This window comes from Actinacidiphila sp. bgisy144, from assembly GCF_057708105.1.
The window spans coordinates 117,654-142,749 of record NZ_JBYIRM010000015.1 but is presented as its reverse complement, the minus strand read 5'-3'; the positions used below and the strand labels follow the sequence as shown (position 1 = coordinate 142,749).

Annotated in this window: 23 protein-coding genes and 1 tRNA gene; 5 read left to right on the top strand and 19 right to left on the bottom strand. The window is 71.9% G+C overall.

Features of this window, described 5'->3' with window-relative positions; all coding sequences use genetic code 11:
- Window positions 1-12: 12 nt before the first annotated feature.
- Window positions 13-999 carry a pseudouridine synthase gene (locus AC3EVP_RS19005; protein WP_435131286.1) on the bottom strand — a complete coding sequence of 329 codons (987 nt, stop codon included), beginning with the start codon at window positions 997-999 and terminating at the stop codon, window positions 13-15.
- Between the two features lie 124 nt (window positions 1,000-1,123).
- Window positions 1,124-1,627 (bottom strand): helix-turn-helix transcriptional regulator, encoded by a 504-nt coding sequence (locus AC3EVP_RS19000; RefSeq protein ID WP_335970896.1) that lies wholly within the window; start codon window positions 1,625-1,627, stop codon window positions 1,124-1,126.
- Window positions 1,628-1,816: 189 nt separating this feature from the next.
- On the opposite strand from AC3EVP_RS19000, the gene AC3EVP_RS18995 reads away from it, so the two are divergent.
- A complete protein-coding gene (locus AC3EVP_RS18995) occupies window positions 1,817-2,044 on the top strand; it encodes a helix-turn-helix domain-containing protein (RefSeq protein ID WP_435131284.1) in 228 nt (75 codons plus the stop codon).
- A 78-nt stretch (window positions 2,045-2,122) separates the two neighbouring features.
- Here the strand turns inward: AC3EVP_RS18995 and AC3EVP_RS18990 are convergent, their stop codons facing one another.
- The 8 genes from AC3EVP_RS18990 to AC3EVP_RS18955 all read right to left on the bottom strand — a co-directional run bounded on the left by AC3EVP_RS18990 (window position 2,123) and on the right by AC3EVP_RS18955 (window position 13,125).
- Complete coding sequence (locus AC3EVP_RS18990; protein WP_335970899.1) at window positions 2,123-2,932, bottom strand: DeoR/GlpR family DNA-binding transcription regulator; 810 nt, start codon at window positions 2,930-2,932, stop codon at window positions 2,123-2,125.
- A complete protein-coding gene (locus AC3EVP_RS18985; RefSeq protein WP_435131282.1) occupies window positions 2,929-4,242 on the bottom strand; it encodes a family 4 glycosyl hydrolase in 1,314 nt (437 codons plus the stop codon). The genes AC3EVP_RS18990 and AC3EVP_RS18985 overlap by 4 nt, the downstream gene beginning before the upstream one ends.
- Before the next feature lie 201 nt (window positions 4,243-4,443).
- Window positions 4,444-6,426 carry a DUF4832 domain-containing protein gene (locus tag AC3EVP_RS18980; RefSeq protein ID WP_435131280.1) on the bottom strand — a complete coding sequence of 661 codons (1,983 nt, stop codon included), beginning with the start codon at window positions 6,424-6,426 and terminating at the stop codon, window positions 4,444-4,446.
- Window positions 6,427-6,639: 213 nt separating this feature from the next.
- Window positions 6,640-8,115, bottom strand: coding sequence for a glycoside hydrolase family 36 protein (locus AC3EVP_RS18975; RefSeq protein ID WP_335970905.1), 1,476 nt, complete (start codon window positions 8,113-8,115; stop codon window positions 6,640-6,642).
- A gap of 99 nt (window positions 8,116-8,214) precedes the next feature.
- Complete coding sequence (locus AC3EVP_RS18970) at window positions 8,215-9,570, bottom strand: ABC transporter substrate-binding protein (RefSeq protein ID WP_335970908.1); 1,356 nt, start codon at window positions 9,568-9,570, stop codon at window positions 8,215-8,217.
- 17 nt (window positions 9,571-9,587) lie between these two features.
- Window positions 9,588-10,484, bottom strand: coding sequence for a carbohydrate ABC transporter permease (locus tag AC3EVP_RS18965; RefSeq protein WP_335970910.1), 897 nt, complete (start codon window positions 10,482-10,484; stop codon window positions 9,588-9,590).
- 11 nt (window positions 10,485-10,495) lie between these two features.
- Window positions 10,496-11,470 carry a carbohydrate ABC transporter permease gene (locus tag AC3EVP_RS18960; protein ID WP_335970913.1) on the bottom strand — a complete coding sequence of 325 codons (975 nt, stop codon included), beginning with the start codon at window positions 11,468-11,470 and terminating at the stop codon, window positions 10,496-10,498.
- 266 nt (window positions 11,471-11,736) lie between these two features.
- Window positions 11,737-13,125 carry an alpha-amylase gene (locus tag AC3EVP_RS18955; protein ID WP_435131277.1) on the bottom strand — a complete coding sequence of 463 codons (1,389 nt, stop codon included), beginning with the start codon at window positions 13,123-13,125 and terminating at the stop codon, window positions 11,737-11,739.
- A 538-nt stretch (window positions 13,126-13,663) separates the two neighbouring features.
- On the opposite strand from AC3EVP_RS18955, the gene AC3EVP_RS18950 reads away from it, so the two are divergent.
- Window positions 13,664-14,503 (top strand): class I SAM-dependent methyltransferase, encoded by an 840-nt coding sequence (locus tag AC3EVP_RS18950; RefSeq protein ID WP_435131275.1) that lies wholly within the window; start codon window positions 13,664-13,666, stop codon window positions 14,501-14,503.
- 118 nt (window positions 14,504-14,621) lie between these two features.
- On the opposite strand, the gene AC3EVP_RS18945 is transcribed toward AC3EVP_RS18950, so the two are convergent.
- Window positions 14,622-15,359: an SDR family oxidoreductase gene (locus tag AC3EVP_RS18945; RefSeq protein WP_435131347.1), complete on the bottom strand. Its 738-nt coding sequence runs from the start codon at window positions 15,357-15,359 to the stop codon at window positions 14,622-14,624.
- A gap of 186 nt (window positions 15,360-15,545) precedes the next feature.
- Between AC3EVP_RS18945 and AC3EVP_RS18940 the strand changes: the two genes are divergently transcribed.
- Window positions 15,546-16,127 (top strand): TetR/AcrR family transcriptional regulator, encoded by a 582-nt coding sequence (locus tag AC3EVP_RS18940; protein WP_435131273.1) that lies wholly within the window; start codon window positions 15,546-15,548, stop codon window positions 16,125-16,127.
- A gap of 57 nt (window positions 16,128-16,184) precedes the next feature.
- Here AC3EVP_RS18940 and AC3EVP_RS18935 read toward each other — a convergent pair.
- The 7 genes from AC3EVP_RS18935 to paaA all read right to left on the bottom strand — a co-directional run bounded on the left by AC3EVP_RS18935 (window position 16,185) and on the right by paaA (window position 21,172).
- Window positions 16,185-16,257: transfer RNA gene (locus AC3EVP_RS18935), tRNA-Arg, on the bottom strand.
- A 236-nt stretch (window positions 16,258-16,493) separates the two neighbouring features.
- On the bottom strand, window positions 16,494-16,886 hold the full coding sequence (locus tag AC3EVP_RS18930) for a YidH family protein (RefSeq protein WP_435131271.1): 393 nt from the start codon (window positions 16,884-16,886) through the stop codon (window positions 16,494-16,496).
- 275 nt (window positions 16,887-17,161) lie between these two features.
- A complete protein-coding gene (gene paaE, locus AC3EVP_RS18925) occupies window positions 17,162-18,319 on the bottom strand; it encodes a 1,2-phenylacetyl-CoA epoxidase subunit PaaE (protein WP_435131270.1) in 1,158 nt (385 codons plus the stop codon).
- Window positions 18,319-18,837 carry a 1,2-phenylacetyl-CoA epoxidase subunit PaaD gene (paaD, locus tag AC3EVP_RS18920; protein ID WP_335970942.1) on the bottom strand — a complete coding sequence of 173 codons (519 nt, stop codon included), beginning with the start codon at window positions 18,835-18,837 and terminating at the stop codon, window positions 18,319-18,321. Before paaD ends, paaE begins: the two co-directional genes overlap by 1 nt.
- Window positions 18,834-19,697: a 1,2-phenylacetyl-CoA epoxidase subunit PaaC gene (paaC, locus tag AC3EVP_RS18915; RefSeq protein WP_435131268.1), complete on the bottom strand. Its 864-nt coding sequence runs from the start codon at window positions 19,695-19,697 to the stop codon at window positions 18,834-18,836. Before paaC ends, paaD begins: the two co-directional genes overlap by 4 nt.
- A 33-nt stretch (window positions 19,698-19,730) precedes the next feature.
- On the bottom strand, window positions 19,731-20,132 hold the full coding sequence (gene paaB / locus AC3EVP_RS18910; RefSeq protein ID WP_435131267.1) for a 1,2-phenylacetyl-CoA epoxidase subunit PaaB: 402 nt from the start codon (window positions 20,130-20,132) through the stop codon (window positions 19,731-19,733).
- The gene (gene paaA / locus AC3EVP_RS18905; protein WP_335970945.1) at window positions 20,129-21,172 is read right to left on the bottom strand and encodes a 1,2-phenylacetyl-CoA epoxidase subunit PaaA; all 1,044 of its coding nucleotides are present in this window, start codon (window positions 21,170-21,172) and stop codon (window positions 20,129-20,131) included. Before paaA ends, paaB begins: the two co-directional genes overlap by 4 nt.
- A 238-nt stretch (window positions 21,173-21,410) precedes the next feature.
- Between paaA and AC3EVP_RS18900 the strand changes: the two genes are divergently transcribed.
- Both AC3EVP_RS18900 and AC3EVP_RS18895 read left to right on the top strand, forming a co-directional pair.
- Window positions 21,411-22,538 carry an LLM class flavin-dependent oxidoreductase gene (locus tag AC3EVP_RS18900; protein WP_435131265.1) on the top strand — a complete coding sequence of 376 codons (1,128 nt, stop codon included), beginning with the start codon at window positions 21,411-21,413 and terminating at the stop codon, window positions 22,536-22,538.
- A complete protein-coding gene (locus tag AC3EVP_RS18895) occupies window positions 22,535-23,173 on the top strand; it encodes an FMN reductase (RefSeq protein WP_435131263.1) in 639 nt (212 codons plus the stop codon). Before AC3EVP_RS18900 ends, AC3EVP_RS18895 begins: the two co-directional genes overlap by 4 nt.
- Window positions 23,174-23,298: 125 nt before the next feature.
- On the opposite strand, the gene AC3EVP_RS18890 is transcribed toward AC3EVP_RS18895, so the two are convergent.
- The gene (locus AC3EVP_RS18890; RefSeq protein ID WP_435131262.1) at window positions 23,299-24,597 is read right to left on the bottom strand and encodes a hypothetical protein; all 1,299 of its coding nucleotides are present in this window, start codon (window positions 24,595-24,597) and stop codon (window positions 23,299-23,301) included.
- Between the last annotated feature and the right edge of the window lie 499 nt (window positions 24,598-25,096).

Below are 25,096 nucleotides of genomic sequence, written 5' to 3'. Positions count from 1 at the left end.
GCGCGGCGCCGCTCAGCTGTCCGCGGGCGGCCACGCGGCCAGCCGGCGCGCGCTGTCGAAGCGCAGCTCGCGCCCGGTCCGGGGGTCGGTGAACTCCAGGGTGCGCGCGAGCAGTTGCAGCGGCCGCGCATACGGGTCGGCCGGGTCCTCGGGCAGCACCGCGGGGTAGATCGGGTCGTTGAGCAAAGGCAGGCCCAACGCGTGCATGTGCACGCGCAGCTGGTGGGTGCGGCCGGTCAGGGGCCGCAGCCGGTAGCGGCCGAGCCCGCCGCGGTGCTCGGCCAGCTCCACGGTGCTCACCGCGTTCTCCGGTCCCGGCACCTCCCGCGCCGCCATCTCCCCGCGTTCTTTGACGATGCGGCTGCGGACCGTGGCGGGCAGCGCGACCGCCGGGTCGTACGGCGCGACCGCCTCGTACTCCTTGCGGGTGCGGCGGTCCCGGAAGAGCGTCTGGTAGGCGCCGCGGTCCTCGGGGCGTACGACGAACAGCACCACGCCCGCGGTCAGCCGGTCGAGCCGGTGCGCGGGCGTGAGGTCGGGCAGGCCGAGGTCGCGGCGCAGCCGGGCGAGCGCGGTCTCGGTGACATGGCTGCCGCGCGGGGTGGTGGCCAGGAAGTGCGGCTTGTCCGCGACCACGATCCGCTCGTCGCGGTGGAGCACCTCGACCGGGAAGGGCACCGCGGGCTCCGGCGGCCGGTCGCGGTGGAACCACACGAAGGCGCCGGGCACGTACGGGGTGCCGGAACGCACCGGGCCGTCCGCGGTGACGAAGGCGCCCGCCGCGAGCATCGCCTCGATCCGCTCCCGGCCGACCGCGGGCCCGTAGCGGGCCAGCAGGTAGCCGCCGACGGTCGTCCAGGGCGGCTGCTCCTGGCCTCGCCGCTGCCCCGTGGCGCCGTCCGCCGCGCCGGGCCCCGGCAGCCGTACCCGGACCGGGTCGATGCCCTCGCGCTGCTCCAGGGGTGCCGCGGGTGCCCGGCGGCCCGGCCTGCGCGCCATGGTGACTCCCCGCTTCTGCCGTCCTGACCGGGCGGTTTCCCGGTCGGGCCCGCCCGTTGCGCACTGCCAGGCTACGACGTGCGCGCCGGGCGGCGGGCTCGGCAGGGGTGCGGGCGCCTGGGAGTCAGCCCTCCCCGCCGTCGGCGATCTCCCGCAGCCGGTCCAGGTGTCCGCCGCGCTTCTCCCACGCCGCGAGGGCCGCCTCGATCTGGTCGTGGGTGGCGTCCGGCTTGCCCTTGACCACCACGACCATCTCGGTGTTGGGCGACAGCGCCACGATCGCGGTGTCCAGGGTGACGCCCTCGGCGAGCGCGCGGGAGATCCGCACCGGCAGCTCGCCGCCGGCCTCCGGCCGGACGTGCCGGGTGTAGTAGCGGTTGTTGGGGGAGTCCGGGGGCAGCGGCTCGCCGCCGTCGAGGATGTGCTCGATCGAGCCCTGGCCCCACTCCAGAATGCGTTCGATGTCGCGCAGGGTCGCCGTGACGCTCTGGAACTCGTGCCCGCGCTCGATCGTCTGGATGACGGTCCGCTTCACGCCGATCGAGTCCCCGAGACGTACCTGGCTGAGTCCCTTGCGCTTGCGTGCTGCCCGGATGACACCGCCCAGCCGCAACCAATCTCCGTCCATGGCCCACATCATGCCGCACTGCACGCAACCACGCAGCCATCTTCCGAGCCCTCGACCTGCGGCCGATACGGCCGGAACTCGCCCATTGGTTGCGCGAGATGGTGGCACGGAAGCTCGTGCGAATGTACCCGAGTCCCATGCCAAAGCTCTTAAGGCTCTTATTTTTGATCTGCTTGGCTTGCGGGCGGGGTGGCGGGCGGATACTTTCGAGACGTGAGACCGAACGGCGCGGCAATCAGGGCACTTCGCACTGCTCGGAAGATGAGCCTTCGGCGGATGCAGGCCCTGACCGGCCTGGACCGGGGCCATCTCTCCCGGCTGGAGCGCGGGTTGGCCGGTGCCAGCGACGAGACGATCCTGCGCTGCGCGCGCGTGCTCGACGTCCCGGTCGCCGCCATCACCCACGAGGACCGCTGACCGCGGGCGGGTTGACGCCTGCCGGGCCCCGCCCCGGGTGTCCCCGGCCTCGGCCCCTGCCCCGGCGGCCCGCCCCGCTCAGTCCGTCAACTCGCCCAGCTCCACCGTCAGTCCGTACTCCCGCAGCCGGGCCAGCTGCGCCTCGGTCGCGTTGTCGCCGACGATCAGCAGGTCCAGGTCGCTGAGCGGGCAGACCGGCGCGAGATCGGTGCGGCCGAGCTTCGTGGAGTCGGCGAGCAGGATGTGCCGGGTGGTGGCCCGCAGCATCCTGACCTTCATCTCGGCTTCCTGGATGTTGATGTTGGTGACACCGGTGTCGGGGTGGATGCCGCTGCACGACAGGAACGCGGTGTCGGCGTGGATGTGCTCCAGGATGCGCCCGCCCATCGGGTCGACCAGCGACCGCTGCAACGGGCGCAGCGTCCCCCCGGACAGCACCACCGTGAAGCGCGGGATGGCCGGTTCGAGCTGGTGGGCGACGCTGGTGCTGTTGGTGAACACCATCAGGTCGGTCAGGTCGCGGCGCGCGACCAGCTCGCGGGCGAAGAACGTCGTGGTGGTGCCGGCGTCCACCACGATGGACTGGCCGCTGCCGACCTGCCGCGCCGCCGCCTTGGCGATCGCGGCCTTCTCCAGCGCGGCCGAGCCCAGCGACTGCTCGTAGGACGGCTCGTTGCCGCTCTCCAGCGGCGCGGCCCGGGCGCCGCCGCGCACCCGGCGGATCAGGCCGTGCTCCTCCAGGGCGTCCAGGTCGCCGCGGACGGTGACCACCGAGACGCCGAACGCCTCGGCGAGGGCCGCGATCCGTACGAAGTCCTGCTCCTGGACCAGCGTGAGCATCCGCTCACGGCGGACCTCGGCCGGCATCGGCTCATGGTTGTTCGTCACGCCTGGCCCTTCCGGTCCGCGAGACCGGCAGGCAGCAGGTCGCGGTGTGCTTCGGTCATCTCGTCGCAGAGCTGTGCGATCGCGGCGAGCGGGAGCGTCGCCGCGGTGTTCGGGTCCAGCATCGCAGCGTGCCGCACATGGCGGGGCTCGCCGTCCAGCGCGGCGCGCACGGTCAGTTCGGCGACGTTGACGTAGGCCCGGTTGAGGGCGGCCAGTTGCGCGGGGTAGCGGTCGATCGGCGCGGCCGTGATCCCGGTGGCGTCGACGTCGGCGGGCACCTCGACGAAGCACTCGGCCGGCAGCGCGGGGATCAGCCCCTCGTTGGGGAGCGTCAGGTTCACCCGGCGCGGCTCGCCGGTGATCAGCGCGCGCAGCACCTCGGAGGCGATCTCCGGGTCCTGCCAGCGCGTCAGCATCGGCCGGCCCTGGGCCAGCCCGCGGCGGATCTCCTCGTACGCGTGCAGCCGCTGGCCCAGCCGCCCCAGCTCCTCGCCGACGGGGATGCCCAGCCGGGCCACCTCCTCGTCGTGGCGCAGGAACCAGGGGACGTACTCGGCCGCGTGCTCGCTGGACTCGGTGGGGAAGTAGCCGAACCGGCGCCACATCTCCATCCGCACATGCCGGCCCAGCTTCGGGTCGGCGCGCACGGCGGCCTCCAGCTCCGGGTAGAGCGACCGGCCGCCGGCCTCGAAGCGCAGCACGAACGCCTGGTGGGTCAGGCCCGCGGTCTGGAAGGTGAGGTCCTCGAAGTCGCGGCCGACCACGTCGGCGAGGTAGGCGTGGGTGTCGCGCACGGCGTGGCACAGGCCGACCACCCGGGTCATGCCGGTGACCTCGCGCAGCGCCCACAGCGTCATCACCAGCGGGTCGGTGTAGCTCAGCAGCCAGGCGTCGGGGCACTGCTCGGCCATGTCCTGGGCCAGGCCCACCATGACCGGGATGGTGCGCAGCCCGCGGAAGATCCCGCCGATGCCGATGGTGTCGGCGATGGTCTGGCGCAGCCCGTGCCGGGCAGGGATCTCGAAGTCCCGCAGCGCGGTGTCGTAGCTGTCGACGTTGAGCTGGCAGACCACGTGGTCGGCGCCGTACAGCGCGGCCCGGCGGTCGGTGTACGTCTCGATCACGGCGCCGGCGCCGGCCTCCGCGTCCAGCTGCCGGGCCAGGGTGAGCGCGGTGTCCAGCCGGTCGGGGTCGATGTCGTGCAGCCGGATGCGCAGCGTCCCGGCCAGGGCGGGGACGAGGAACAGGTCGGACAGGATGCGCCGGGTCATCTTCACGTTGCCCGCGCCGGTCAGCACGATGTCGGTCATGCTCCCGTCCTCCTCCGGCTGTGTCGTCGGTGTGTGGCGTGGTCGTGGTGCGGTGGGAAAGCTGTGCGGTGCGAAAGCGGTGTGGTGCGAAAGCGGTGCGGTGCGAAAGCGGTGCGGTGGGAAAGGCGGCATTCAGGGTACGCCGCGCGGGGCGCCGGCCATGCGGTCCGCGTCAGGGACCGCGGCCGGCGCCCCGGCCGGTCAGCCGACGGTGATGCGGTCGATGTCGGGTGCCCAGTCGCCGGGATTGGCGATGGTGACGGTGTTGGCGCTGCCCGCGGCCAGGTTCAGGGTCGCGGTGGCGGTCGCCGTGGTCTGCCAGTCGGCGGTCGGGGTGACAGTGACGCTCACCGGGGTGCCGCCGTTGGCGCTGACCTGGAAGGTACGGGCGACGGCGCTGGTGTAGGCGACGGTCACCTTGGTGGCACCGCCGCTGCCGCCGGCCACGCCGTTGAACGTCAGCGTGGCGCCGTTGCCGACGTATCCGACCTTGCGGCCGCCGGAGCAGCCGGTGCAGTCGGCGACGGTCGCGCCGCCGGCCAGGGTGTTGCCGGCGGCCTCCGCCTCGTACGAGGTGGCGCCGCCGTTGCCGCCGGTGGAGCCGGAGCCCACGGCGATCGAGCCGAGCCCGAGCCAGCCGTCGGCGTTCTGGGTGGCGTTGGCGAACCGCAGCGGCTTGGCGGCCGAACTCACCGCGGACAGCGGGTTCACCACGTCCATCACCAGCTGGTACGAGCCGGCGGCCACGGACGAGGTGTCCACGCTGGTGTCGAAGTACTCCGGGTAGCCGTAGTCCAGGTACGTCGGGTCGCTGCCCTTGTTCCAGTCCGGGTAGGCCCGGATCTTCAGCGGCATGACCTTCGTCAGGTCCCAGGAGGTGTCCCAAGTCTTGACGACGTTCCCCGAGGAGTCCTTCAGGCCCAGCCGTACGGTCCAGGGGTGGTAGATGGGCGCCACCCCGTCGTTGGAGATCTTCACGCCGATCTTCGTGGTGCCCGACACGGAGTTGTCGTAGTACGCGTCCGGCACGGTGAAGTCGTAGCCCATCTCGCGGACCGCGGCCCCCACGTCGGCGTCGCTCGCGCTGTAGGACGTGCTGCCCTGGTCGAGCTTCCAGGTGGTGTGCTCCATCTCGATGCACGCCTTGATGTCGTCGTTGTCGCCGCTGGCGCCGGTGCCCCAGGTGCCGAAGACCGAGCCCTGGATCTCCGGGCGCACCTCACCGCCCATGGAGTCGGTGATCCACTTGTTCTCCACGCCCTCGTTCAGGGCGTACTGGAGCTGCGAGTAGTCCGCCCCGCCCATGGACTGCGGCAGGGTGATGCCCGCCAGCGGGCTGCCCTCGCGGTAGCAGAACGAGTCGTCGTGGTAGCCGACGTCGAGGTCGTTCGCGGCGCCGCCGCCCGACGTCGGGTAGCGGACCTCGATCTTGGTGGTGTGGAACGCGTTCGCGTACGCCTTGACGATCAGCGCGGCGTTGGCGTCGGTGGCCATGAAGTCCGCGTAGCCGCCGGTGCCGTTCTCCGGCCAGGTGTGCCACTCGCCCCAGTAGCCGATCAGGCCCATCTGGATGAAGCCGATCCGCGGGTCGCCGTCGTACTTGGCGCCGAACGCCGCGATGAACGTCTGGAGCGAGCTGAGCAGGTACGCGTTGTTGTAGTCCGGGCTCTGGGTGTTCCAGTACGTGTCGTTGTTGGTCGGCACCTTGCCGTTCCAGCACGCGGGCATGCCGTTGGTCGGGTTGCCGTCGGGGTAGTCCAGGTAGAAGCGGATCGCGGCGGTGTTCCCGTACGACGCCGTCTCGTTGAGCATCTTCTCCACCGGCGACCAGTCCAGCTTGGTGCAGTCGCCCGCGTCGGTCATCACCGCGTTCAGCGGGAAGTAGCTCCAGGTCAGGCTGTGCGGGTAGCCGGCGTTCTGGTCGCTGCCCGCGTTGTAGTACACGGCCAGGCCCTTGTCGGGGTTGTCCAGGGGCCCTGCCGCGTACGTGAGCTGGTGGTCGGTCAGGGACGGGTCCGGGGAGGCGGGCGCCGCCGGGCGGGCCGGGGCGCCGCCGGCGACCGGCGTGGCCGCCGCCGCGCCGTGGGTGCCGGTCAGAGCCGCGGCCAGCAGCGCGAACAGCGCCGCGAGCGCCATCGCCAGGCGCGCCCTGGTGGCCCCGGTCGGTCTCGTGCGTAGGTGCATCGTGTCGACCTCCGTTGGTCGATCGCAGTGAACATCGCAGTGAACGGGGCGCACCGCCGCGGTGCACGGCGCGCCCTGGTGCCATCCGGCCCGACCCCGGAAGAATCGCCCCCTGTTACCTGACGGCCGTGAGTTCACAGCCGCCAGCTCGCAGTCATAACCTCACAGCCGTAAGGCGGCGGCCGTCAGCTCACGGCCGCCATCTCACGGCCGTCAGTCCCCCTGGCGCAGCGCGGCCGCCGTGAAGTCCACCTCCTGCGACCCGATCGCGAACCGGTAGCGGTCCAACTGCCGGACCGCGGGCCGCGACCCGAGGAAGTCGGCGAGCGCCGCACGCTCGGTGTCGCCCAGCCACGCCGGCGGGTCGGAGGTGGCCCGGAAGTCGCAGACGTGCGCGAGGTCCACCAGCATCCGGCGCTGGGCCGCGGTCAGCAGGCTCTGCTTGTCGCGGAAGTAGGCCGCGTCCGGGTCGAGTTCGACCAGTCCCTTGAGCCACAGCCGGTTCACCGAGGCGACCAGGGCGTTCTCCGCGGTCGCGTCGGAGGGGTCCTCGGTGGCGTAGTTGGTCCAGAACGGGGCGACGTCGGGCCCCACCCGGATGCCGTCGCACACCCCCAGCGAGGGCAGCACCGGCGCGCCCGAGCCGAGCAGGTAGACGTCGTCGCCCGCGGTCTCGCGGATCAGCCGCATCGCGTCGCGGTAGGCGCTCTCGCGGCCCACCGAGGGGTCGTGGCGGCGCGCGGTGATGGCGGCGGCGTTGACGAAGTCCAGCTTGAGGTAGCGGAACCCCCAGCCCACCACGGTCTCGATGATCTGCCGCAGGTGCTCGCGCGCCTCGGGCAGGGTGACGTCCAGCGCGTGGTACGGGCCGCCCCAGTTGTAGCCGGCCGGCACCGGGGTGCCGTTGGCGTCGGACAGGAACAGGTGCGGCCGCTCCCTGACCACGCGCGACTCGGGCCGGGCGATGAAGGGCGCTATCCACAGCCCGGCGGTGAGCCCGGCGTCGTTGATCCGCGCGGTCAGGTCGGCCATCCCCGAGGGGAACTTGGCGTTCGGCTCCCAGTCGCCGACGATCCGCTCCCAGCCGTCGTCGACCTGGAACACGTCGAACGGCAGCCCGGCCAGCCCCGCGAGGTTCGCGTGCAGGGTGCGCTCGTCGATGTCCTCGTAGTACGCGTACCAGCTCGACCAGACGTTGCCGGCCCGGCGGCCGGTGCGGCCCAGGTGCTCGCCGAGCAGTTCGGCGTAGCGGGCGAAGACCTCCAACTCGGGGCCGTAGCCGCAGAACCAGGGGGCGCCGTCGCCCTCGTACCAGCCGGTGACGGTGTCGCGGTCCACGCTCAGCCGCGGCACGTCCAGGCCGAGCGAGCCGAGCAGCAGGACGTTGCCGTCGCCAGCGGTGAGCGCGGTCACCGCGGCGGAGTGGTGGCGGCCCTCCTCGTCCCAGACGGTGTCGTCGGCGGTGAGGCGGCGGATCGGGTTGGCGATGCGCAGCGGCGGTTCGTCCATCGCGCGCCAGCCCGAGGGGCTCCAGGAGTTCCAGCCGTGGCGGTAGACCTGGGCGTCGGGCAGGCCGTGCAGCAGGGCCACCCGGCCCGCGGGCAGCAGCAGGCCGCCCGGCACGGGCTGCGGCGGGCCGCTGAGCTGCGCGGGGATGTGCAGTGGACCGAGGTCCAGGAGGTGGGGCATGGGGTCCCTTCACTTCGGGGGAGGGCCGGGGCGCCGTGGTCGGGACGGCGGCCCCGGCCCGGTCACGGGTGCGTCGTGGCAGCGGAGATCAAGGTGCGGTCAGGGCTGGGAGAAGTACCCGTCGACGGCCTTCTGCGCCTTCTTCAGCGCGGCGGTGGCGTCCGACTGGCCGAGCCAGACCCGCTCCAGGTCGGTCTGGACCTCCTGCGTGACCTGGTCGGCGTGGTCGGTGATGGGGTAGGTGAAGGTGCCGCCCGAGGCGGCGGCCTCGTCGGTGAAGACCTTCACGTCCTGCCCGGCCTTCTGGTGCGTGGCCAGCGCCTTGGCGCTGTCGGTCTTGATCGCCGGGAAGACCACGCCCTTGGCGGCGATGATGTCCTGGCAGCCGGTCGAACCGAGGAACTTCACCCACTGCCACGCCTGGTCGGGGTGCTTGGTGCCGGCGTAGATCGCGTCGGACAGCCCGTTGATGAAGGTCTTGCGGCCCGTCGGGCCCACCGGCAGCGGCGCGAACGCGAACTTCTGCGTGGCGGTGGAGCCCAGGTAGGTGTTGATGTTCCACGAACCGGTCATCGTCGTCGCGGCCTTGCCGGCGTTGAGGACCGCGTCCGGGCCGAGGCTGGAGTTCTTGTCGTACGCCGGGGCGTAGCCCTTCTTCGCCAGGCTCGCCATCCAGTCGATGGTCTTGGCCAGCGCCGGGTCGTCGTAGTGGTACTTGGTGCCGAACGGGTTCTTGTCCAGGAAGGTGAAGCCCGCCTCGGCGGCGAGGTTGCCCCAGCTGCTCTGCCCGGTGGAGCCGTCGTCGTAGGTCAGCTCGATGCCGTAGGTCTTGACGTGCTTCTTGTCGAACTTCGGGTCCAGGCCGTTGCGGCCGCTGGTGTCGACGGTCATCTTGGCGATGAACTTCTCGAAGGTGCCGCCGTCGTCGGGGTTCCAGGTCAGCTTGGCCAGGTCCGCCGCGGTGTAGCCGGCCTTGGCGGCCAGCGTGGTGTTGTACGCGATCGCCTCGGTGTCCCAGTCCTTGGGCAGGCCGTACCGCTTGCCGTCCTTGACCCAGGCGTCGGCCAGGCCGCTCTGGTACTGCGACAGGTCGACGTGGTCGGCGGCGACCTGCTGCGAGATGTCCAGGATCTGGTTGTTCTTCACCAGGTTCGGGTAGTAGGCGACGTGGTCGGTGAAGACGTCCGGCGCGTTGCCCGCGGTCATCTCGGTGGTGAGGTTGGTCCAGTACTGGCCCCACGCGGTCTGGGTGATCTTGATCTTGATGTCCGGGTTGGCCTTGGTGAAGGCCGTCGCGCACGCCTGGTAGGCGGGCAGCTGGGAGCTGTCCCACAGCGCGTAGTTGAGGGTCACCGGGCCGTTGCCGCCCCCGGAGGAGTCACTGGAGCAGGCCGTCAGACCGACGGGGAGGGCGGCGGCGAAGAGGGCGACCGCGACACGGACGTTGCGTCTCATGGAGATTCGTTCCTTCCTTACTTGATACCGGTGAAGCCCATGGACTCCACCAGCCGCTTGCCGAAGAAGATGAGAAGCAGTGCCACGGGCACCACGGTCAGCACGGACGCGGCCATCAGCCCGGTCCAGTCCGGTGCGGTGTTCGGCGACTGCTGGAGGAAGATCCCCAGCCCCGCGGTCAGCACCCGGGTGCTCGGGTCGGGCCCGACCAGCAGCGGCCAGAGGTAGTCCTTCCAGGCCCAGACGGCCGTGATCAGGCCGATGGTGAACAGCGGCCCGCGGCTCATCGGCACGATCACCCGCCAGAACTGCAGCCACCGGCCCGCGCCGTCGATGGTGGCCGCCTCCTCGATCTCGCGCGGGATCGACAGGAAGAACTGCCGCAGGAAGAACACCGAGAACGGCGTCATCAGCAGCGTCGGCGCGACCATGCCGGCGAACGAGCCGAGCCAGCCGAGGTTCTTCATCAGCGCGAAGTTCGGCAGCAGCGTGAAGATCGGGGGGACCATCAGCGACAGCACGAAGAGCGTGAAGAGGAACTCGCGGCCCCGGAAGCGGAGCCGGGCGAGCGCGTAGCCGGCCATCGCGCAGCAGAACGTCTGGACGGTGGCGATCAGCGCGCAGTAGATCAGCGAGTTGCGCAGGTAGAGCAGGAAGTTCAGCTGCGCGCCCGACCCGCCGGCGGCCTGGTTCTGCGCCAGGCTGGTCAGGCCGATCACCCGGCGGAAGTTGATCAGCGTGGCGTGGTGCGGCCACAACCCGGTGTTGTCGGAGAGCAGTTGGTGCGCGGGGGTCAGCGCGGTGCGCAGCATCCAGTAGAACGGGAAGACCGTCAGCAGCAGCGCCACGACCAGGACGGTCCAGGCGAGCACCCGGCCGGGGTGCAGGCGCGGGACGGTGGAGCGTTGGGGCATCGTCGGTCCTCCTAGGCCAGGTCCGAGCGCGATGCGCGCAGCAGCCGCATCTGCACCATGGTCAGCACGCCGAGGATGAGGACCAGCGTCATCGCGACCGCGCTGGCGTAGCCCATTTCGAAGTGTTTGAAGGCCAGTTCGTAGATGTAGTAGTAGATGACCCGGGTGGAGTTGACCGGACCGCCGGGACTGGGGGTGATCGCGACCGTGTCGAAGATCTGGAACGAGCCGATCACCGACACCACCAGCACCAGCGCGAGCACCGGCCGGATCAGCGGCAGGGTGAGCCGGAAGAACATCCGCAGTTCCCCGGCGCCGTCCAGCAGCGCGGCCTCGTAGATCGGGTCGGGGATCTGCAGCATGCCCGCGTACAGCAACAGCGCGGTGTAGCCGGTGTACGCCCAGGTGTTGGTCAGCGCGATGGTCGGCATCGCCCAGGTGGTCGAGGTGAACCAGCCGTGGGTGCCGATGCCCACCGAGCCCAGGACGTGGTTGACCAGGCCGAGGTCGGCGTCGAACAGCCACAGGAAGAGCAGCCCGACGGTGACGTTCGGCACCAGCCAGGGCAGCAGCAGCATCACCCGGATCGCCACCGAGCGGGTCAGCCGGAACATCAGCCCGGCCAGCACCACCGCCAGCACCGTCTGCCCGCCGACGTTGAGGACCACGTAGTAGGCGCTGACCTTCAGCGAGTTCCAGAACAGCGGGTCGTGCAGCAGCCGCGAGTAGTTGGCCGTGCCCACCCCGTGCGGGCTGGAGAGCAGGTTGTAGTCGGTCGTGGAGAAGTACGCACCGCGGATGGCCGGGTACACGTAGAACACCGCGAAGCCGATCAGCACCGGCGCCAGGAACAGCAGCGCGACCGGCCCGTCCCCGAGGCGGCGCGGCCCGTGCCGCGCCTTGCGCCCGGTGCGGCCCGAAGCCGCGGCTCGCGCCTCCCGCGCTGTGCCCGCCCGTTCGCGGGTCTGCGACGCACCACCGGCCACGAGGACTCCTTCAGTACGACTTTCCATAACTTTCTCTTCTCATCGCTTGGAGAGAAGTAACGACCCTCCGTCCAGGCTTGTCAAGGCTTCGGACAGCAACGATGACCTGCAACCGCTCGCCTTGACTTTCTAAAACTTTCCATCGATGCTCCCTGCGGGGAAGTTCGCGGCACCCACGCGAACGTGCCCGGCCGCACCCCGGAAACCGGGGTACGACCGGGCACGTGAGCTCGGTTGCGGTCGGCTCGACCGCGGGGGCGGACGGGTCAGCAGGGCCCGCCCACGTACAGCGCCACCGCGTCGCCGGCGCCGATCGTCGCGGTGAACTTCCCGTCGGAGCCGACGGAGTAGGAGGTGCCGCTGTGCTGGGCGTCGCAGTACGTGCCCGCCGGCAGCGACGTGGTGAAGGTCGACGTGAGCGAGCCGCTCTCGTGGTTGATCGCCACGAAGCCCTTGCTGCCGCGCCCGAACGCGATGGCGTTGCCGCCGTCGTCCCACCAGTTCGTCACCGCGGTGCCGGCCACCGCGTTGCGGAAGCCCACCATGTGCGCGATCTGCGGCCAGGCGTGCTGGCACTTCCAGCCGTCGCTGTAACAGGCGCTGACCTGCCCGTTGTTCGGCGGGCCAGCGTCGGTGTCGGAGAACTCGTAGCCGGAGTACACGTTCGGTGAGCCGTACGGCCAGGCCAGCAGGAAGACGTTGGCCAGCGTGTAGGTGGCGTTGTCCTTGTAGCTGAGGGTCGAGCCGTTGCGCTCGGTGTCCCAGTTGTCCACGAAGGTACGGGCGTCGGCGCTGGGCAGGTAGCCCGCGCCCCACGACGGGCCCCACTGGCTGAGGTAGGAGAGCTTCTCCGAGGTGAAGATCCGCTTCAGGTCGTACGCGCCCTGGAACTCGTCGACATCGCCGGTGCCTTCGTACTCGGTGGGCTGGACCGCCTCCCCGGCGCCGTAGATGACCTCCTGCGCCCAGTAGGCGTTCGGGTTGCTCAACTTGGCCTTGATCGCGGCCAGGTCGCTCGCGGCGATGTGCTTGGCCGCGTCGATCCGGAAGCCGTCGACGCCCAGCGACAGCAGGTGGTTGAGGTAGGCGGCGATGGTGGAGCGGACGTAGTCGCTACCGGTGTCGAGGTCCGCGAGCCCGACCAGCTCGCAGTTCTGCACGTTCGAGCGGTCCTGGTAGTTGCTGATGTCCTGCCGGCAGGTGTGGAAGTCCTGGTCCTCGTAGTAGCCGGGGTAGTTGTACTTGGTGTACGAGGTGCCGGCGGTGCCCGTGCCGGAGCCGGCGGACATGTGGTTGACCACCGCGTCCGCGATGACCTTCACGCCCGCCGCGTGGCAGGTGCTGACCATCTTCTGGAACTCCGCCTCGGTGCCGAGCCGGTTCTGCAACTTGTAGCTGACCGGCTGGTAGGAGGTCCACCACTGGCTGCCCTGGATGTTCTCGGTGGCGGGGGAGACCTCCACATAGCCGTAGCCGGCCGGGCCGAGCTGGTTGGTGCAGGCGCCGGCGACGCTGTTCCAGTTCCACTGGAAGAGCGTCGCGGTGACGTCCTTCGTGCCCGGCGGTGTCGCGCTCGCCGGGGTCTGCGCGGCGGCGACCAGCCCCGCCGCGCAGACGACCGCGGCGAGGACGCCGTTGAGGACCCGGGATCTCATGGGCGGCTCCTTCAGTCGGTGGGCACACCGGTGCCCTGTGAAGGCGGCCACGCGCCAGGCCGCCGGCGAGAGGGGAGCCCGGGGCAGCCGGGCTCCGCGCAGGAGCTTGCTGCCGTCACACCCGTCACGTCAATGTCCCTGACAAAAGATTTCTGCGGCTTGCCGAAAGAGCTTGCAGGGCGGGCGGGTGCGGTTCGCCGGGCCGCCCTTACGGCGCGCGGGACGTACGGGCGGCGGCCGTACGGCCGCTCAGCCGGTGTTCGCGGCCCGGTGCTGCCACCGCCGGGTCGGTCGCGTCCTGGGCGACGACGGTCAGGGTGCCGTTGTAGCCGGCCGGCTGCGCGACTTCTTCAAGGGCGACCCGGAACTGTCCTTCACCGACGGGGCGGCCGCTGGCTCGCCTCCGAACGCGACCACGTCGGCCCCGAGTTGATGGCCTTGGCCGCGGCGATGTACGACGCGAACCCCGGCCTGCGGTCGCTTGGCGGCGGATGCTGCGGACACTGATGGCGTCGGGGCGCCGTCCTATCGTGGGCTGATGAGCCCACAGCACAGTGAACGCCGCGGGGACGAGCGGCGTACGGACGAGCAGCGTAAGGACGGGCGTTGTACGGACGGGCGTTGTACGGACGGACGCCGTACGGATGAGCACCGTACGGGCGGGATCGGCGAGCAGCGCGACGGGTCCGGTGCGATGGGCGGGCCGGCTCGCGACGGGCGCCGGATCGACCGGCCGGCCGACCTGGACGCGGTCCGCGACTCGTACGACAAGGTCGCCGACAACTACGCGCGCATGGTGCGCACCACCGGGCTCGGCGACATCCGCCGCCACCCGTGGCTCAAGGCGGCGATCGACGCCTTCGCCGACTCCGTGGGCGATCTCGGCCCCGTCCTCGACGTCGGCTGCGGGCCCGGCACCGTCACCGGCTACCTCGCCGAGCGCGGCCTCGACGTCTCCGGGGTGGACCTGTCCCCGCGGATGGTTTCCAACGCCCGCCGGCTGTACCCGCGCTGCCGTTTCGAGGTCGCCTCGGCCACCGAACTCGACCTGGCGGAGGCGTCGTTCGGCGGCCTGCTCGGCTGGTGGTCGCTGTTCAACCTCCCGCGGGCAATCCTCCCCCAGGTGTTCGCCCACTTCGCCCGGGCGCTGAAGCCCGGCGGGTACCTCATCACCGCGACGCACGTCGGCGACGAGGACGCGGCGCGCACCGAGGCGTACGGCGGCGTCCCCGTCCGCTGGACGACCCACAAGTGGCGGCCGGCGGACTACGTGCGGCTGATCGAGGAGGCCGGGCTGCACCCGGTCGCCGAACTGCGCCTGCCCGCGGACGAGCAGGTCGGTCCGGGGCTGGTGGTCATGGCCCGGCGCCGGCTATAGGGGGGCCGGCGCCCGCGGCGGGGGAGGGGCGCGGGCGCGCCGGGCGGTGGGTGGTGGACGCGCCGGGCGATGGGCGGTGGGTGGTGGGTGTCCGGGCCGAGGGCGCCGCCGCGGCGTTTCAGCCCTGCACGGTGGGCCGTACGACGACCTCGCTGACGTCGACGCCCTCGGGCTGCCCGATGGCGTAGCCGATCGCCGAGGCGACCGCGGACGGCGGCATCGCGATCTCGTCGCGCTGCCGCACCAGATCGGCCGCCGCTTCGGGGGACGCCCCCTTGCCCACGCCCTCGGTGTGGGTGAAGCCGGGCGAGACGAGAGTGACGCGCAGGTCCGGGCCCGACTCCTGGCGCAGGCCCTCGGTGAGTACCTTCACCGCCGTCTTGGTGGCCGCGTACACCGCCTGGGGGCTCTTGACGACGTAGGCGGCGGTGGAGCCGACGTTGACGAAGTGGCCGGAGCGCTGCCGGCGGAAGACCGGCAGGGCGGCGCCGATGCCGTTGAGCAGGCCGGTGATGTGGGTGGCGACCATGGCGTCCCAGTCGTCCTGGCGCAGGTCGTCGAAAGGGGACACGGCCATGGTGCCGGCGTTGGAGACCAGGACGTCGAGGCGGCCGTGGCGGTCGACGGCGGTGTCCGTCAGGCGGCGCAGGTCCTCGCGGCGGGTGACGTCGACGACGACCCCGACGGCGCTGCCGCCGCTCGCCGTGATGCTGTCCACGACGGCCTTGAGCCGGTCCGCACGCCGGGCGCCGAGCACCAGCTTGGCGCCCCTGGCGGCCAGGTGGACCGCCGTCGCCTCGCCGATGCCGCTGCTGGCGCCGGTGATCGCGATGACCTTGCCTTCGATGCCCTCGATACCCTTGATGCCCTCAATACGCTCAATACCCGACATGATCGGTGTCCTCTCGCGGGCCGGGCCGCGAGCGGTCCGACGTCGTGGCGCCGCCGAGCCGTAAACGGGGGCGCCTCCGGTTGTGTAAGCTAAGCGGGGACGCCTCCACTTGGCAAGTCGAGGCAGTGGAAGAAGGGGACGGCAGACGGGATGACCAGCGAAGGAGCACGGCCGCTGCGGGCCGACGCGCGGCGGAACCGGGAGAAGATCCTCGACGCCGCGGTACGCGTCTTCACCACCGAGGGGCTGGACGCGCACCTCGAGCGCATCGCCAAGGAGGCGGGCGTCGGCAGCGGCACCCTCTACCGCAACTTCCCCACCCGGGAGGCGCTGATCGAGGCGGTCTACCGCAACGAAGTGGCCCGCCTGTGCGACGCCGTCCCCGAGCTCCTGGCCCGCCACCCGCCCGAGCAGGCGCTGCGCGTCTGGACGCGCCTCTTCCTGGACTACGTCACCGCCAAGTACGGCATGATCGACGCGCTGCGGGCCATGGTCGCGACGGGCGCCATGCCCTACGGCCACAGCCGCGAACTGGTCCAGGCCGCGGTGGCCCAGCTGATGGACGCGTGCGTACAGGCCGGGGTGATCCGTACGGACATCCGCCCCACCGACCTCAGCACGGCCCTGGAGGGCATCGCCCTCACCTCGGCGGGCGCCGAACACCGCGAACAGGCCGAGCGCCTGCTCGACCTCACCCTGGACGGCCTGCGCATACCCCCCGGCGGCCCCTGACCTCTGGACGGCCGCCCGGGCGGCCGCCTCATGGGCGGCCCGTCGTCGGCGGCGATGTGCCCCAGGCAGGATTCGAACCTGCGACACCGGCTTTAGGAGAGCCGTGCTCTATCCCCTGAGCTACTGGGGCAGTGCTCGATCGCTAGGGTAGCGGATCGGGGGTCCGGCGGGCGCCGCAGGTTGGGGTGGCGGGTCGGACGGCGGGCCGGGATACGGCGCGGCCGGTGCCCGTGCCGCGCCCGTGCGCGGTTGCGAGCCCACCGGAACGCAAGTCCTGCCGCGCGCACGGCATTCGGAAGCCGTCGGCGTCGGCGTGCGTGGTGTCGTCGCTCGTGCCGAGCAGCCGTCGCAGGCGGTCCGCGGTGGTCATGACGCGGTGATGATGACCGCGATGACGAAGCCGGAGAGGACCAGCAGCGCCGACATGAGGACGGCGGGGCCCACGATGCGGCCCAGCGGGCGGCCCTCACGCATCCGGGCCTGCCGGGAGCGCCACTGGGCGTAACCGGCGATGGTCACACCGCCCGCCAGGGCCACGAGGTAGCCGGCCATGGCCAGCCGCAGGGCGCGCGGGGTGACGTCGGTGAGATGGACGACGGCGAACGCGGCGGCCAGGAAGGCCAGCGGCGTACGGGACCAGGCCAGCAGTGTGCGCTCGTTGGCGAGGGAGGCCCGGTAGTCGGGCTCCTTGCCGCGCGTCCACCAGGCAGTGGAGCGCGAGGCGGGTTCCCCCTCGGGCTCCTGGTGCTGGGGCGTCATTGTCCGCTCCCGACTTTCCACACCTGCGGAGCGCACGGCCCGGCACCCCGCGCGCACGCGGGCTGCTGCCCGATCGCGTCACCCACCGCACTCCACCCCGCCCTCGACCGCCGCTGACAGCACGCTCCCCAAGATCGCCGGGAGCGCGACGGCCCGCCATCCGGCAGACCCGGATGAGTGAGCGGCAACACCCAGTCCGCCCCGCGCCTGCGAACGGGCCAGCCCTGTTCGGGCGGGCGAACGCGCCGCCCCGGCTCGCCGGGCGGCGGCGCGCGCTATGCGTCGTAGTCGACGGTGAGGCGGTCGGAGGCGGGGAAGGACTGGCAGGTCAGGACGTATCCGGCGTCGACCTCGGCCGGCTCCAGGGCGAAGTTGCGGCGCATGTCGGCCCGGCCCTCGGTGATCTTCGCGCGGCAGGTGCCGCAGACGCCGCCCTTGCAGGCGAACGGGAGGTCGGGGCGGGTGCGTTGGGCGCCGTCCAGGATCGTCGTGCCGGTGGGCAGGGCGGTGGTCGTGGTGCGGCCGTCGAGGACCAGGGTGACCTCGCTGACCGGGCCCTTCGCGGTGGCGTCCGCGTGGCGCAGCGGCGTGATCGGCTCGTCGTCGGCGAAGAACAGCTCCTGGTGGATGCGCTCGTCGGGTATGTGCAGGCCGGCGAGCAGCTGCCGGGCATCGGTGACCATGCCGTGCGGGCCGCACAGCCACCAGTGGTCGACGCTGGGGACGTCGACCAGGCCCGCTATCAGTGCGGCGAGCCGCTGCTCGTCCAGCCGTCCGGAGAGCAGGTCCGCCTCGCGCGGCTCCCGTGACAGCACGTGCCCGAGCTGGAAGCGCGCCGGGTGGAGGTCCTTCAGGTCCGCCAGCTCGTCGGCGAACATCACCGTGCCCGTACGCCTGTTGCCGTAGAAGAGGGTGACCTGCGAGACGGTGTCGGCGGCGAGCACGGACTCGGCGATGGACAGCATCGGCGTGATGCCGGAACCGGCGGCGACGAGCACATGGTGGCCCGGGGTGCCGAGGTCGGGGGTGAACGCCCCGGTCGGCGCCATCACCTCGACCATGTCCCCGGGGCGTACCTCGTGCACCAGCCAGGAGGAGAACAGGCCGTCCGGCACGACCCGCACCCCGATGCGCGGCGGCTCGCCCGCGGGCGAGCAGATCGAGTACGAGCGCCGCTCGTCGCGCCCGTCGACCGTCCGCCGCAGCGTCAGCGACTGGCCCGGCCGGTGGGCGAACTCCTCCGCCAGCTCGGCGGGCACCTCGAAGCCGACGGCCGCGGCGTCCTCGCACAGCGGCCGCACCTCGGCGACGCGCAGGGTGTGGAACGCGGGGCGCCGCCTGGCGCGCGCGGTGCCGCCCGCCGCCGCGGCGGTGGCGGCCGCAGCGTCCGTGGTGGCCGAAGTCTCCGTGGCGGCCTCGGTGGTGGGAGCCATCACAACTCCTTGACGTGTTCGAAGGGTTCCAGGCAGCCGTCGCAGCGCCACAGCGACCGGCACGCCGTGGCCGAGAACGCCGACGTCTGCCGCGTGTCATTGCTGCCGCAGCGCGGGCAGGGGACGGCCTGCCGGGTGGCGCCGAGCACCAGCGGTACCGGGCCGGCCGGCCGCCGCGGCGCGGGACCCGGCGGCGCGATGCCGTGCTCGCGCAGCTTGCGCCGGCCCTCGGGGCTGATCCGGTCGGTGCTCCACGGCGGGTCGAGCACCGTACGGATCTCGACGCGCGCGAACCCGGCCGCCCGCAGCCGCGCCGCCACATCGGCCCGCATCTCGGCCAGCGCCGGGCAGCCGGAGTACGTCGGGGTGAGGCTGGCGACCACCGTGCCGTCCTCGGTGGTGCGCACCTCCCGCAGTACGCCGAGGTCGGCCAACGTGAGCATCGGCAGCTCGGGGTCGGGGACCTCGGCCGCGATCCGGCGCGCCCGCTGCTCGTCGAGCCGGGTGGAGGCGCTCACCACGCCGCCCCCGGGTGGGCGCGGGCCACGCTCTGCAACTCCTCCAGCAGCGGGGCCAGATGGACGGTGTGCTCGCCGCGCCGCCCCCGGTAGGGCGCCGCGGGCCGCTCGGGCAGCTCCAGACCGGCGGCAGCCAGCACCTGGCGCAGCACCTCCGCCGTCTCCTCGCGTACGGTGTCGCCGGCCGGGGCGCTCGCGGCGAGGACCTCCTCGAGGTAGGGCGCGAGGTCCGCCAGCGCGGCCCGCACCCTGCGGTGCGACTCCTCGGTGCCGTCGCCGAGCCGCACCACCCAGTCCGCGGCGTACTGCCGGTGGTAGGTCAGCTCGGGTACGGCCTTGGCGGCTATGGCGGCGAGCACCGGATCGGCGTCGCCGGTCAGGCGCCCGAGCAGCGCCAGCCGCCAGGCCGACAGGACCAGCAGCCGGGTGACGGAGAACGCGAAGTCCCCGTTGGGCAGCTCGGCGAGCGCCACGTTGCGGAAGTCGGCCGGCCCGCGGAGGTACGCGTACGCGTCCTCGCCGCGGCCGGTGCCGTCGACCTGCCCGCAGCGGGCGTACAGCATCCGCGCCTGTCCGAGCAGGTCCAGGCCGATGTTCGCCAGCGCGACCTCCTCCTCCAGCTCCGGCGCCCGGGTGCACCACTCGGCCAGACGCTGGGCCGCGACCAGCGCGTCGTCGCCCAGCGCGAGGCACGTGGCGGCGAGCGTGGCCGCGTCCACGCCGTCCGGCAGTGCGGTGTCCACGCCGTGCAGCGGGTCGGTGAACCCGGTGCCGAACGCCCAGCGGGCGTCCGCGCCGCCATGTTCCTCGGTCAGCGAGAGGTAGACGTGGTCGTCGTCGGCCGTCTCGGTGTGCTCCATGGCGTCTGCCTCCTTCACTGCGCGGGCGCGCGGTCAGATGTGGGGAACGTCGTCGGGGATGTCGTAGAACGTCGGGTGCCGGTAGACCTTGTCGGCGCTCGGCGCGAAGAACGGGTCCTTCTCGTCGGGCGTCGACGCGGCGATGTGCGAGGAGCGGACCACCCAGATCGACACCCCCTCGTTGCGCCGGGTGTAAAGGTCGCGGGCGTGGGTGAGCGCCATCGTGTCGTCCGCGGCGTGCAGCGAGCCGACATGCACGTGGTTCAGCCCGCGCTTGCCCCGCACGAATACCTCGTACAGCGGCCAGCCGCCCTTGGCGGCGGGTGCCGGGCCGCCGGTCCCCGTACTCGCCGAGGCTTTGGTGCCGGCAGTGTCCGTTGCGCCGGCGCCCGTGCCGCTTCCGGCGGGCCGGTTGTCGTCCTTGGTGCCGCTCATGCCGCCGCCCCTTCCCGTGTCCCCGCGTCCGCCGCCGCGGAGCCCGCCGCCCGGGCGGCCTGCTTCGCGGCATGGGCCGCGGCCGCCTCGCGCACCCAGGCGCCTTCCTCGTGGGCGGTCGTGCGCCGCTCCACCCGCTCGGCGTTGCACGGTCCGTCGCCGGCTATCACGCGCTGCAACTCCGACCAGTCGGGTGTGCCGAAGTCGTGCCGCCCGCGCTCCTCGTTCCACCGCAACTGCGGGTCGGGCAGGGTGACACCGAGCTTCTCCGCCTGCGGGACGGTCATGTCGACGAACCGCTGCCGCAACTCGTCGTTGCTGTGCCGCTTGATTTTCCACGCCATGGAGGCGGCCGAGTTCGGCGAGTCGCCGTCGGGCGGGCCGAACATCATCAGCGACGGCCACCACCAGCGGTCCACCGCGTCCTGCACCATGGCGCGCTGCGCCGGGGTGCCGCGCATCATCGTCAGCAGCAGCTCGTAGCCCTGGCGCTGGTGGAACGACTCCTCCTTGCAGATCCGCACCATCGCCCGCGCGTAGGGGCCGTACGAGCTGCGGCACAGCGGCACCTGGTTGCAGATCGCGGCGCCGTCCACGAACCAGCCGATCACGCCGACGTCCGCGAACGTGGGGGTCGGGTAGTTGAAGATCGACGAGTACTTCTGGCGGCCGGCGACCAGCCGCTCGGTCAGGTCGGCCCGGTCGGCGCCGAGGGTCTCGGCCGCGGAGTACAGATACAGCCCGTGGCCGGCCTCGTCCTGCACCTTCGCGAACAGGATCGCCTTGCGCCGCAGCGACGGGGCCCGCGTGATCCACGCGCCCTCGGGCTGCATGCCGATGATCTCCGAGTGCGCGTGCTGCGCGATCTGCCGGACGAGCGTGCGGCGGTACCCGTCCGGCATCCAGTCCCGCGGCTCGATCCGCTGGTCCCTGTCGATCGTCGCGTCGAAGCCGGCCTGGAGACGCTGCCCCTCGGCGTCCCCCTCCTGCGGGCCCCGGCCGTCGTCCTGGTCCGCAGCGCGCGCGGGTACTGCGGTCATCGCTACCTCCCAACCGACCATTCGTTCGGTTTCGAGTCTCGCCGATCGCGGCCGCCCGCGCAAGCACGGAACAGCGGGCCTGTGGACAAGTGCGGGAGCTGTGGAAAACCGCGTCGGCGGGCGGCGCGGGGCGGACGGTCGTCGGGGTGGGGCCGGGGGTGCGGTCCGCGGGAATAGCGCGGTGTGGTGGAATGTTCGTGTGGTTGAACAATCAACCAGATGGGACGGTGGGAGAGCGATGCAGTTCGGAATCTTCACGGTCGGCGACGTCACGACCGACCCGACCACAGGTCGCACGCCGAGCGAGCACGACCGGATCAAGGCGATGGTCGCGATCGCGCTGAAGGCCGAGGAGGTCGGGCTCGACGTCTTCGCGACCGGCGAGCACCACAACCCGCCGTTCGTGCCGTCGTCCCCGACCACCATGCTCGGCTACGTCGCCGCGCGCACCGAGCACCTGATCCTGTCCACGTCCACGACCCTCATCACCACCAACGACCCGGTGAAGATCGCCGAGGACTTCGCGATGCTCCAGCACCTGGCCGGCGGCCGCGTCGACGTGATGATGGGGCGCGGCAACACCGGCCCGGTCTACCCCTGGTTCGGCAAGGACATCCGCGAGGGCATCCCGCTGGCCGTCGAGAACTACGCGCTGCTGCACAAGCTGTGGCGCGAGGAGTCCGTGGACTGGGCGGGCCGCTTCCGCACCCCGCTGCAGTCCTTCACCTCCACTCCCCGGCCGCTGGACGGCGTGCCCCCGTTCGTCTGGCACGGCTCCATCCGCAGCCCGGAGATCGCCGAGCAGGCCGCCTACTACGGCGACGGCTTCTTCGCGAACAACATCTTCTGGCCCAAGGACCACTTCAAGCGGCTGATCGGCCTGTACCGCGACCGCTTCGCGCACTACGGCCACGGCACACCCGAGCAGGCGATCGTCGGCCTGGGCGGCCAGGTCTTCATGCGGAAGAACTCCCAGGACGCGGTGCGCGAGTTCCGCCCGTATTTCGACAACGCGCCCGTCTACGGCCACGGCCCGTCGCTGGAGGACTTCACCGAGCAGACCCCGCTGACCGTCGGCTCGCCGCAGGAGGTCATCGAGAAGACGCTGGCCTTCCGCGAGTCCTTCGGCGACTACCAACGGCAGCTGTTCCTCATGGACCACGCGGGCCTGCCGCTGAAGACGGTGCTCGAACAGCTCGACATCCTCGGCGCGGAGGTCGTCCCCGTGCTGCGTGAGGAGTTCGCGAAGGGGCGCCCGGCGCAGGTGCCGGACGGGCCCACCCACGAGGCCCTGGTCGCCCGCCGCGACCAGGGGGGCCAGGACACCGCGGGCGCCGCGGCCGACAACAAGGAGGTGCGCGCATGACGAAGCAACTGGTGGTGGTCGCCGCGGGCCTCGGCAAGCCGTCGTCCACCCGGCTGCTCGCCGACCGCCTCGCGGACGCCACCACGCGCCACACCGACGTGGACGTCCGGGTGATCGAACTGCGCGAACTCGCCAACGACATCGCGCAGAACATGGTCACCGGCTTCCCGTCGCCCCGGCTGCGCGACGCCATAGAGGCGGTCACCTCGGCCGACGGCCTGATCGCCGTCACCCCGGTGTTCACCGGTTCCTACAGCGGCCTGTTCAAGTCCTTCTTCGACGTCGTCGACAAGGACGCCCTCGCCGGTCTGCCCGTCCTGATCGCGGCGACCGGCGGCACCGCCCGGCACTCCCTGGTGCTGGAGCACGCGATGCGGCCGCTGTTCGCCTACCTGCGGGCCGTGGTCGTGCCCACCGCGGTGTACGCCGCCTCCGAGGACTGGGCCTCGGGCGGCGACGGCGCGCTGGCCGCCCGCGTCGACCGCGCCGCCGGCGAACTGGCTGCCCTCCTGGGCGCGCGCCCGGACCGCCCGGCGCCCCCTGCCGGCGCCATCCCGGGGGAGCGGGCCGCGGCGGACGACATGGAAGTGGTGCCGTTCGCGCAGCAGCTCGCCGCCCTCGCCGTCGACAAGTGACCTCACCGACGGCTGCCCCGTGGCAGGTCACCCACGCGTCTTCGTAAGAGTGACCTGCCGGGCGCCTGGTTGACCGTCCCCAGTGCGGCGGGCAACGCACCGGCACACGCACGCTCCCGTACGCGCTAAGCGGCGCTGCCCGTCGGCCCGCCCGGTCGGCGGCGGTCGTCGAGGAACTCCACGACCGCCAGCGCCCCGAGCGCCGCCAGCGCGATCCAGAAGACGACCATCCCGGTCGGGTACGACCAGAGCACCAGTACGGCAGCCGCCGCCAGGACCACCAGCCAGTGCAGCAGGTGGCGGTACCGGTGCACCCAGGACCCCACCGGCACGGCCCGCACCCCGGCGGCCTGCCTGACCGCCGCGATCCCCGACTCCCACGCCGCCCTGACCCGTACCGCCCACCGGCCGCCGCCGCTCACCCAGACACCCAGGGCGACGACCACGCCCAGCACGACCAGCATGAGCACCGCCTCCCGCAGGAAGCGCACCATCTGGTCGTAGACCGTCCCTGCCGTCTGCTGGTCGATGTTCGTCGGCAGATGGTCGAGGTAGACGATCCGGAACACCGACAGCGCGACCCCGAGCGCCGCGATGCCCGCCGCGACCGCCAGCGCCGCCGTCACCACCGCACGCCGCCTGCGGGCCGCCAGCAGCACCCCGCTGCCGGCCAGCAGCAAGGTGATCCAGGGCAGCCAGTTCCCGGCCAGTTGCAGTATCCGGAAGCCGGTCCTGGCCCGCTGCACATCCGCCGACTCCAGCAGCGTGTACTCCACCCGCACCTGCGGGATGTGCGACGCCACTGTGAGCCCGCCGTCCACCAGCCGCTTCTTCACCTGCTCGACGACCGGCGCCAGGTTCAGCTGCACCGCGTCCCCCCGCACCCGCACCGCGCTGCCGGTGTCCCCGGTGAGGACGCCGATGAAGGCCGTGTGCGCCTGGCGGTTGAGCTGCACCCACAGAGTCCTGAATGCGTCACTCGCCACGAACGACGCGACCGTCTGGCGCACGAGGTTCCTGACACCCTCGGTGATCGGACCGCCCAGCGCCCCCAGGGCCGCCCTGACGCCGGGCCGCTTGTCCGGCGCCACCTCAGACAGCAGGGTGTCGATGTCGATCCGCTGCATGATCGCGTCGGTGACATTGGCGGTCACCGCCGCCTGGACGTCAGGCTTCGACGCCAGCGGCGCGACCGTCTGCACATAGCGGCCGGTGTCCGCCATGTCGTCCGCCACCCACACGGCGACCACACTCAGCGGCGCGATCAGCGCGGCCAGGGTGATCAACACGGCCGAGATCGCCGACCGCAGCCTGTGGCGTGCCGGAAGGCGTGACCGCAGCGCGTCCAGCGCCGCCAGCTCCTCCGCGTCGAGGGGGACCCGGCCGTCGCCTCCGGAGCGCGCGCCGCCTGCGTCGCCGGCCATCCGTACGCTCCTTCGCCGCCTCGCCGAACCACTCGGCCCCCGCACCCTCCGCCTTCAGAAAACGGCCTCGACGCGCTCGCCGCGCGCGCTGTTAGTGCGTACGTGAACTGCCGCGGCCGTCCCCGTACGGGTGACCTGCGCGTCGATCACGCACATCAGCGGATCGAATGCCCGCACACCCGGCGTACCTGGCACGCCTGCACCCTTGCTGCCTCGCCATGGCCCGGCCTCCCTTTACACGCGGATGCGCCACCACGCCCGTCGAGCCGCGCCATCCGGGTGACAGCGGGTTATGCGCGCGGAGTCGCCGGTTAAAGATCGTTTTGTCGATGCCGTAGGTCCGGCGAAGTCCGGTTCACGCGGCAGGGTCACACGAAGGGCACACCGGTGGACGTGCGTCTGCTGCTCAGGGCATACGGGAGTGCGGCGGGAGCGACCCCCTCCGCGCGCGGCGGGTGCATCGCGCCCGTGCGTCCCCTGAACTGCGGCCCGCTCGCGC

Excerpts from the sequence above, each read along its gene's own strand:
- paaC (WP_435131268.1), bottom strand. The coding sequence starts at position 19,697 with ATGGAGCACACCGAGACGGCCGACGACGACCACGTCTACCTCTCGCTG.
- AC3EVP_RS18985 (WP_435131282.1), bottom strand. The coding sequence starts at position 4,242 with ATGACCGACATCGTGCTGACCGGCGCGGGCAACGTGAAGATGACCCGG.
- AC3EVP_RS19005 (WP_435131286.1), bottom strand. The coding sequence starts at position 999 with ATGGCGCGCAGGCCGGGCCGCCGGGCACCCGCGGCACCCCTGGAGCAG.
- AC3EVP_RS18890 (WP_435131262.1), bottom strand. The coding sequence starts at position 24,597 with ATGGCCGGCGACGCAGGCGGCGCGCGCTCCGGAGGCGACGGCCGGGTC.
- AC3EVP_RS18930 (WP_435131271.1), bottom strand. The coding sequence starts at position 16,886 with ATGACGCCCCAGCACCAGGAGCCCGAGGGGGAACCCGCCTCGCGCTCC.
- AC3EVP_RS18950 (WP_435131275.1), top strand. The coding sequence starts at position 13,664 with ATGAGCCCACAGCACAGTGAACGCCGCGGGGACGAGCGGCGTACGGAC.
- AC3EVP_RS19000 (WP_335970896.1), bottom strand. The coding sequence starts at position 1,627 with ATGGACGGAGATTGGTTGCGGCTGGGCGGTGTCATCCGGGCAGCACGC.
- paaB (WP_435131267.1), bottom strand. The coding sequence starts at position 20,132 with ATGAGCGGCACCAAGGACGACAACCGGCCCGCCGGAAGCGGCACGGGC.
- AC3EVP_RS18970 (WP_335970908.1), bottom strand. The coding sequence starts at position 9,570 with ATGAGACGCAACGTCCGTGTCGCGGTCGCCCTCTTCGCCGCCGCCCTC.
- AC3EVP_RS18955 (WP_435131277.1), bottom strand. The coding sequence starts at position 13,125 with ATGAGATCCCGGGTCCTCAACGGCGTCCTCGCCGCGGTCGTCTGCGCG.
- AC3EVP_RS18940 (WP_435131273.1), top strand. The coding sequence starts at position 15,546 with ATGACCAGCGAAGGAGCACGGCCGCTGCGGGCCGACGCGCGGCGGAAC.
- AC3EVP_RS18980 (WP_435131280.1), bottom strand. The coding sequence starts at position 6,426 with ATGCACCTACGCACGAGACCGACCGGGGCCACCAGGGCGCGCCTGGCG.
- paaA (WP_335970945.1), bottom strand. The coding sequence starts at position 21,172 with ATGACCGCAGTACCCGCGCGCGCTGCGGACCAGGACGACGGCCGGGGC.
- paaE (WP_435131270.1), bottom strand. The coding sequence starts at position 18,319 with ATGGCTCCCACCACCGAGGCCGCCACGGAGACTTCGGCCACCACGGAC.
- AC3EVP_RS18900 (WP_435131265.1), top strand. The coding sequence starts at position 21,411 with ATGCAGTTCGGAATCTTCACGGTCGGCGACGTCACGACCGACCCGACC.
- AC3EVP_RS18895 (WP_435131263.1), top strand. The coding sequence starts at position 22,535 with ATGACGAAGCAACTGGTGGTGGTCGCCGCGGGCCTCGGCAAGCCGTCG.
- AC3EVP_RS18965 (WP_335970910.1), bottom strand. The coding sequence starts at position 10,484 with ATGCCCCAACGCTCCACCGTCCCGCGCCTGCACCCCGGCCGGGTGCTC.
- AC3EVP_RS18975 (WP_335970905.1), bottom strand. The coding sequence starts at position 8,115 with ATGCCCCACCTCCTGGACCTCGGTCCACTGCACATCCCCGCGCAGCTC.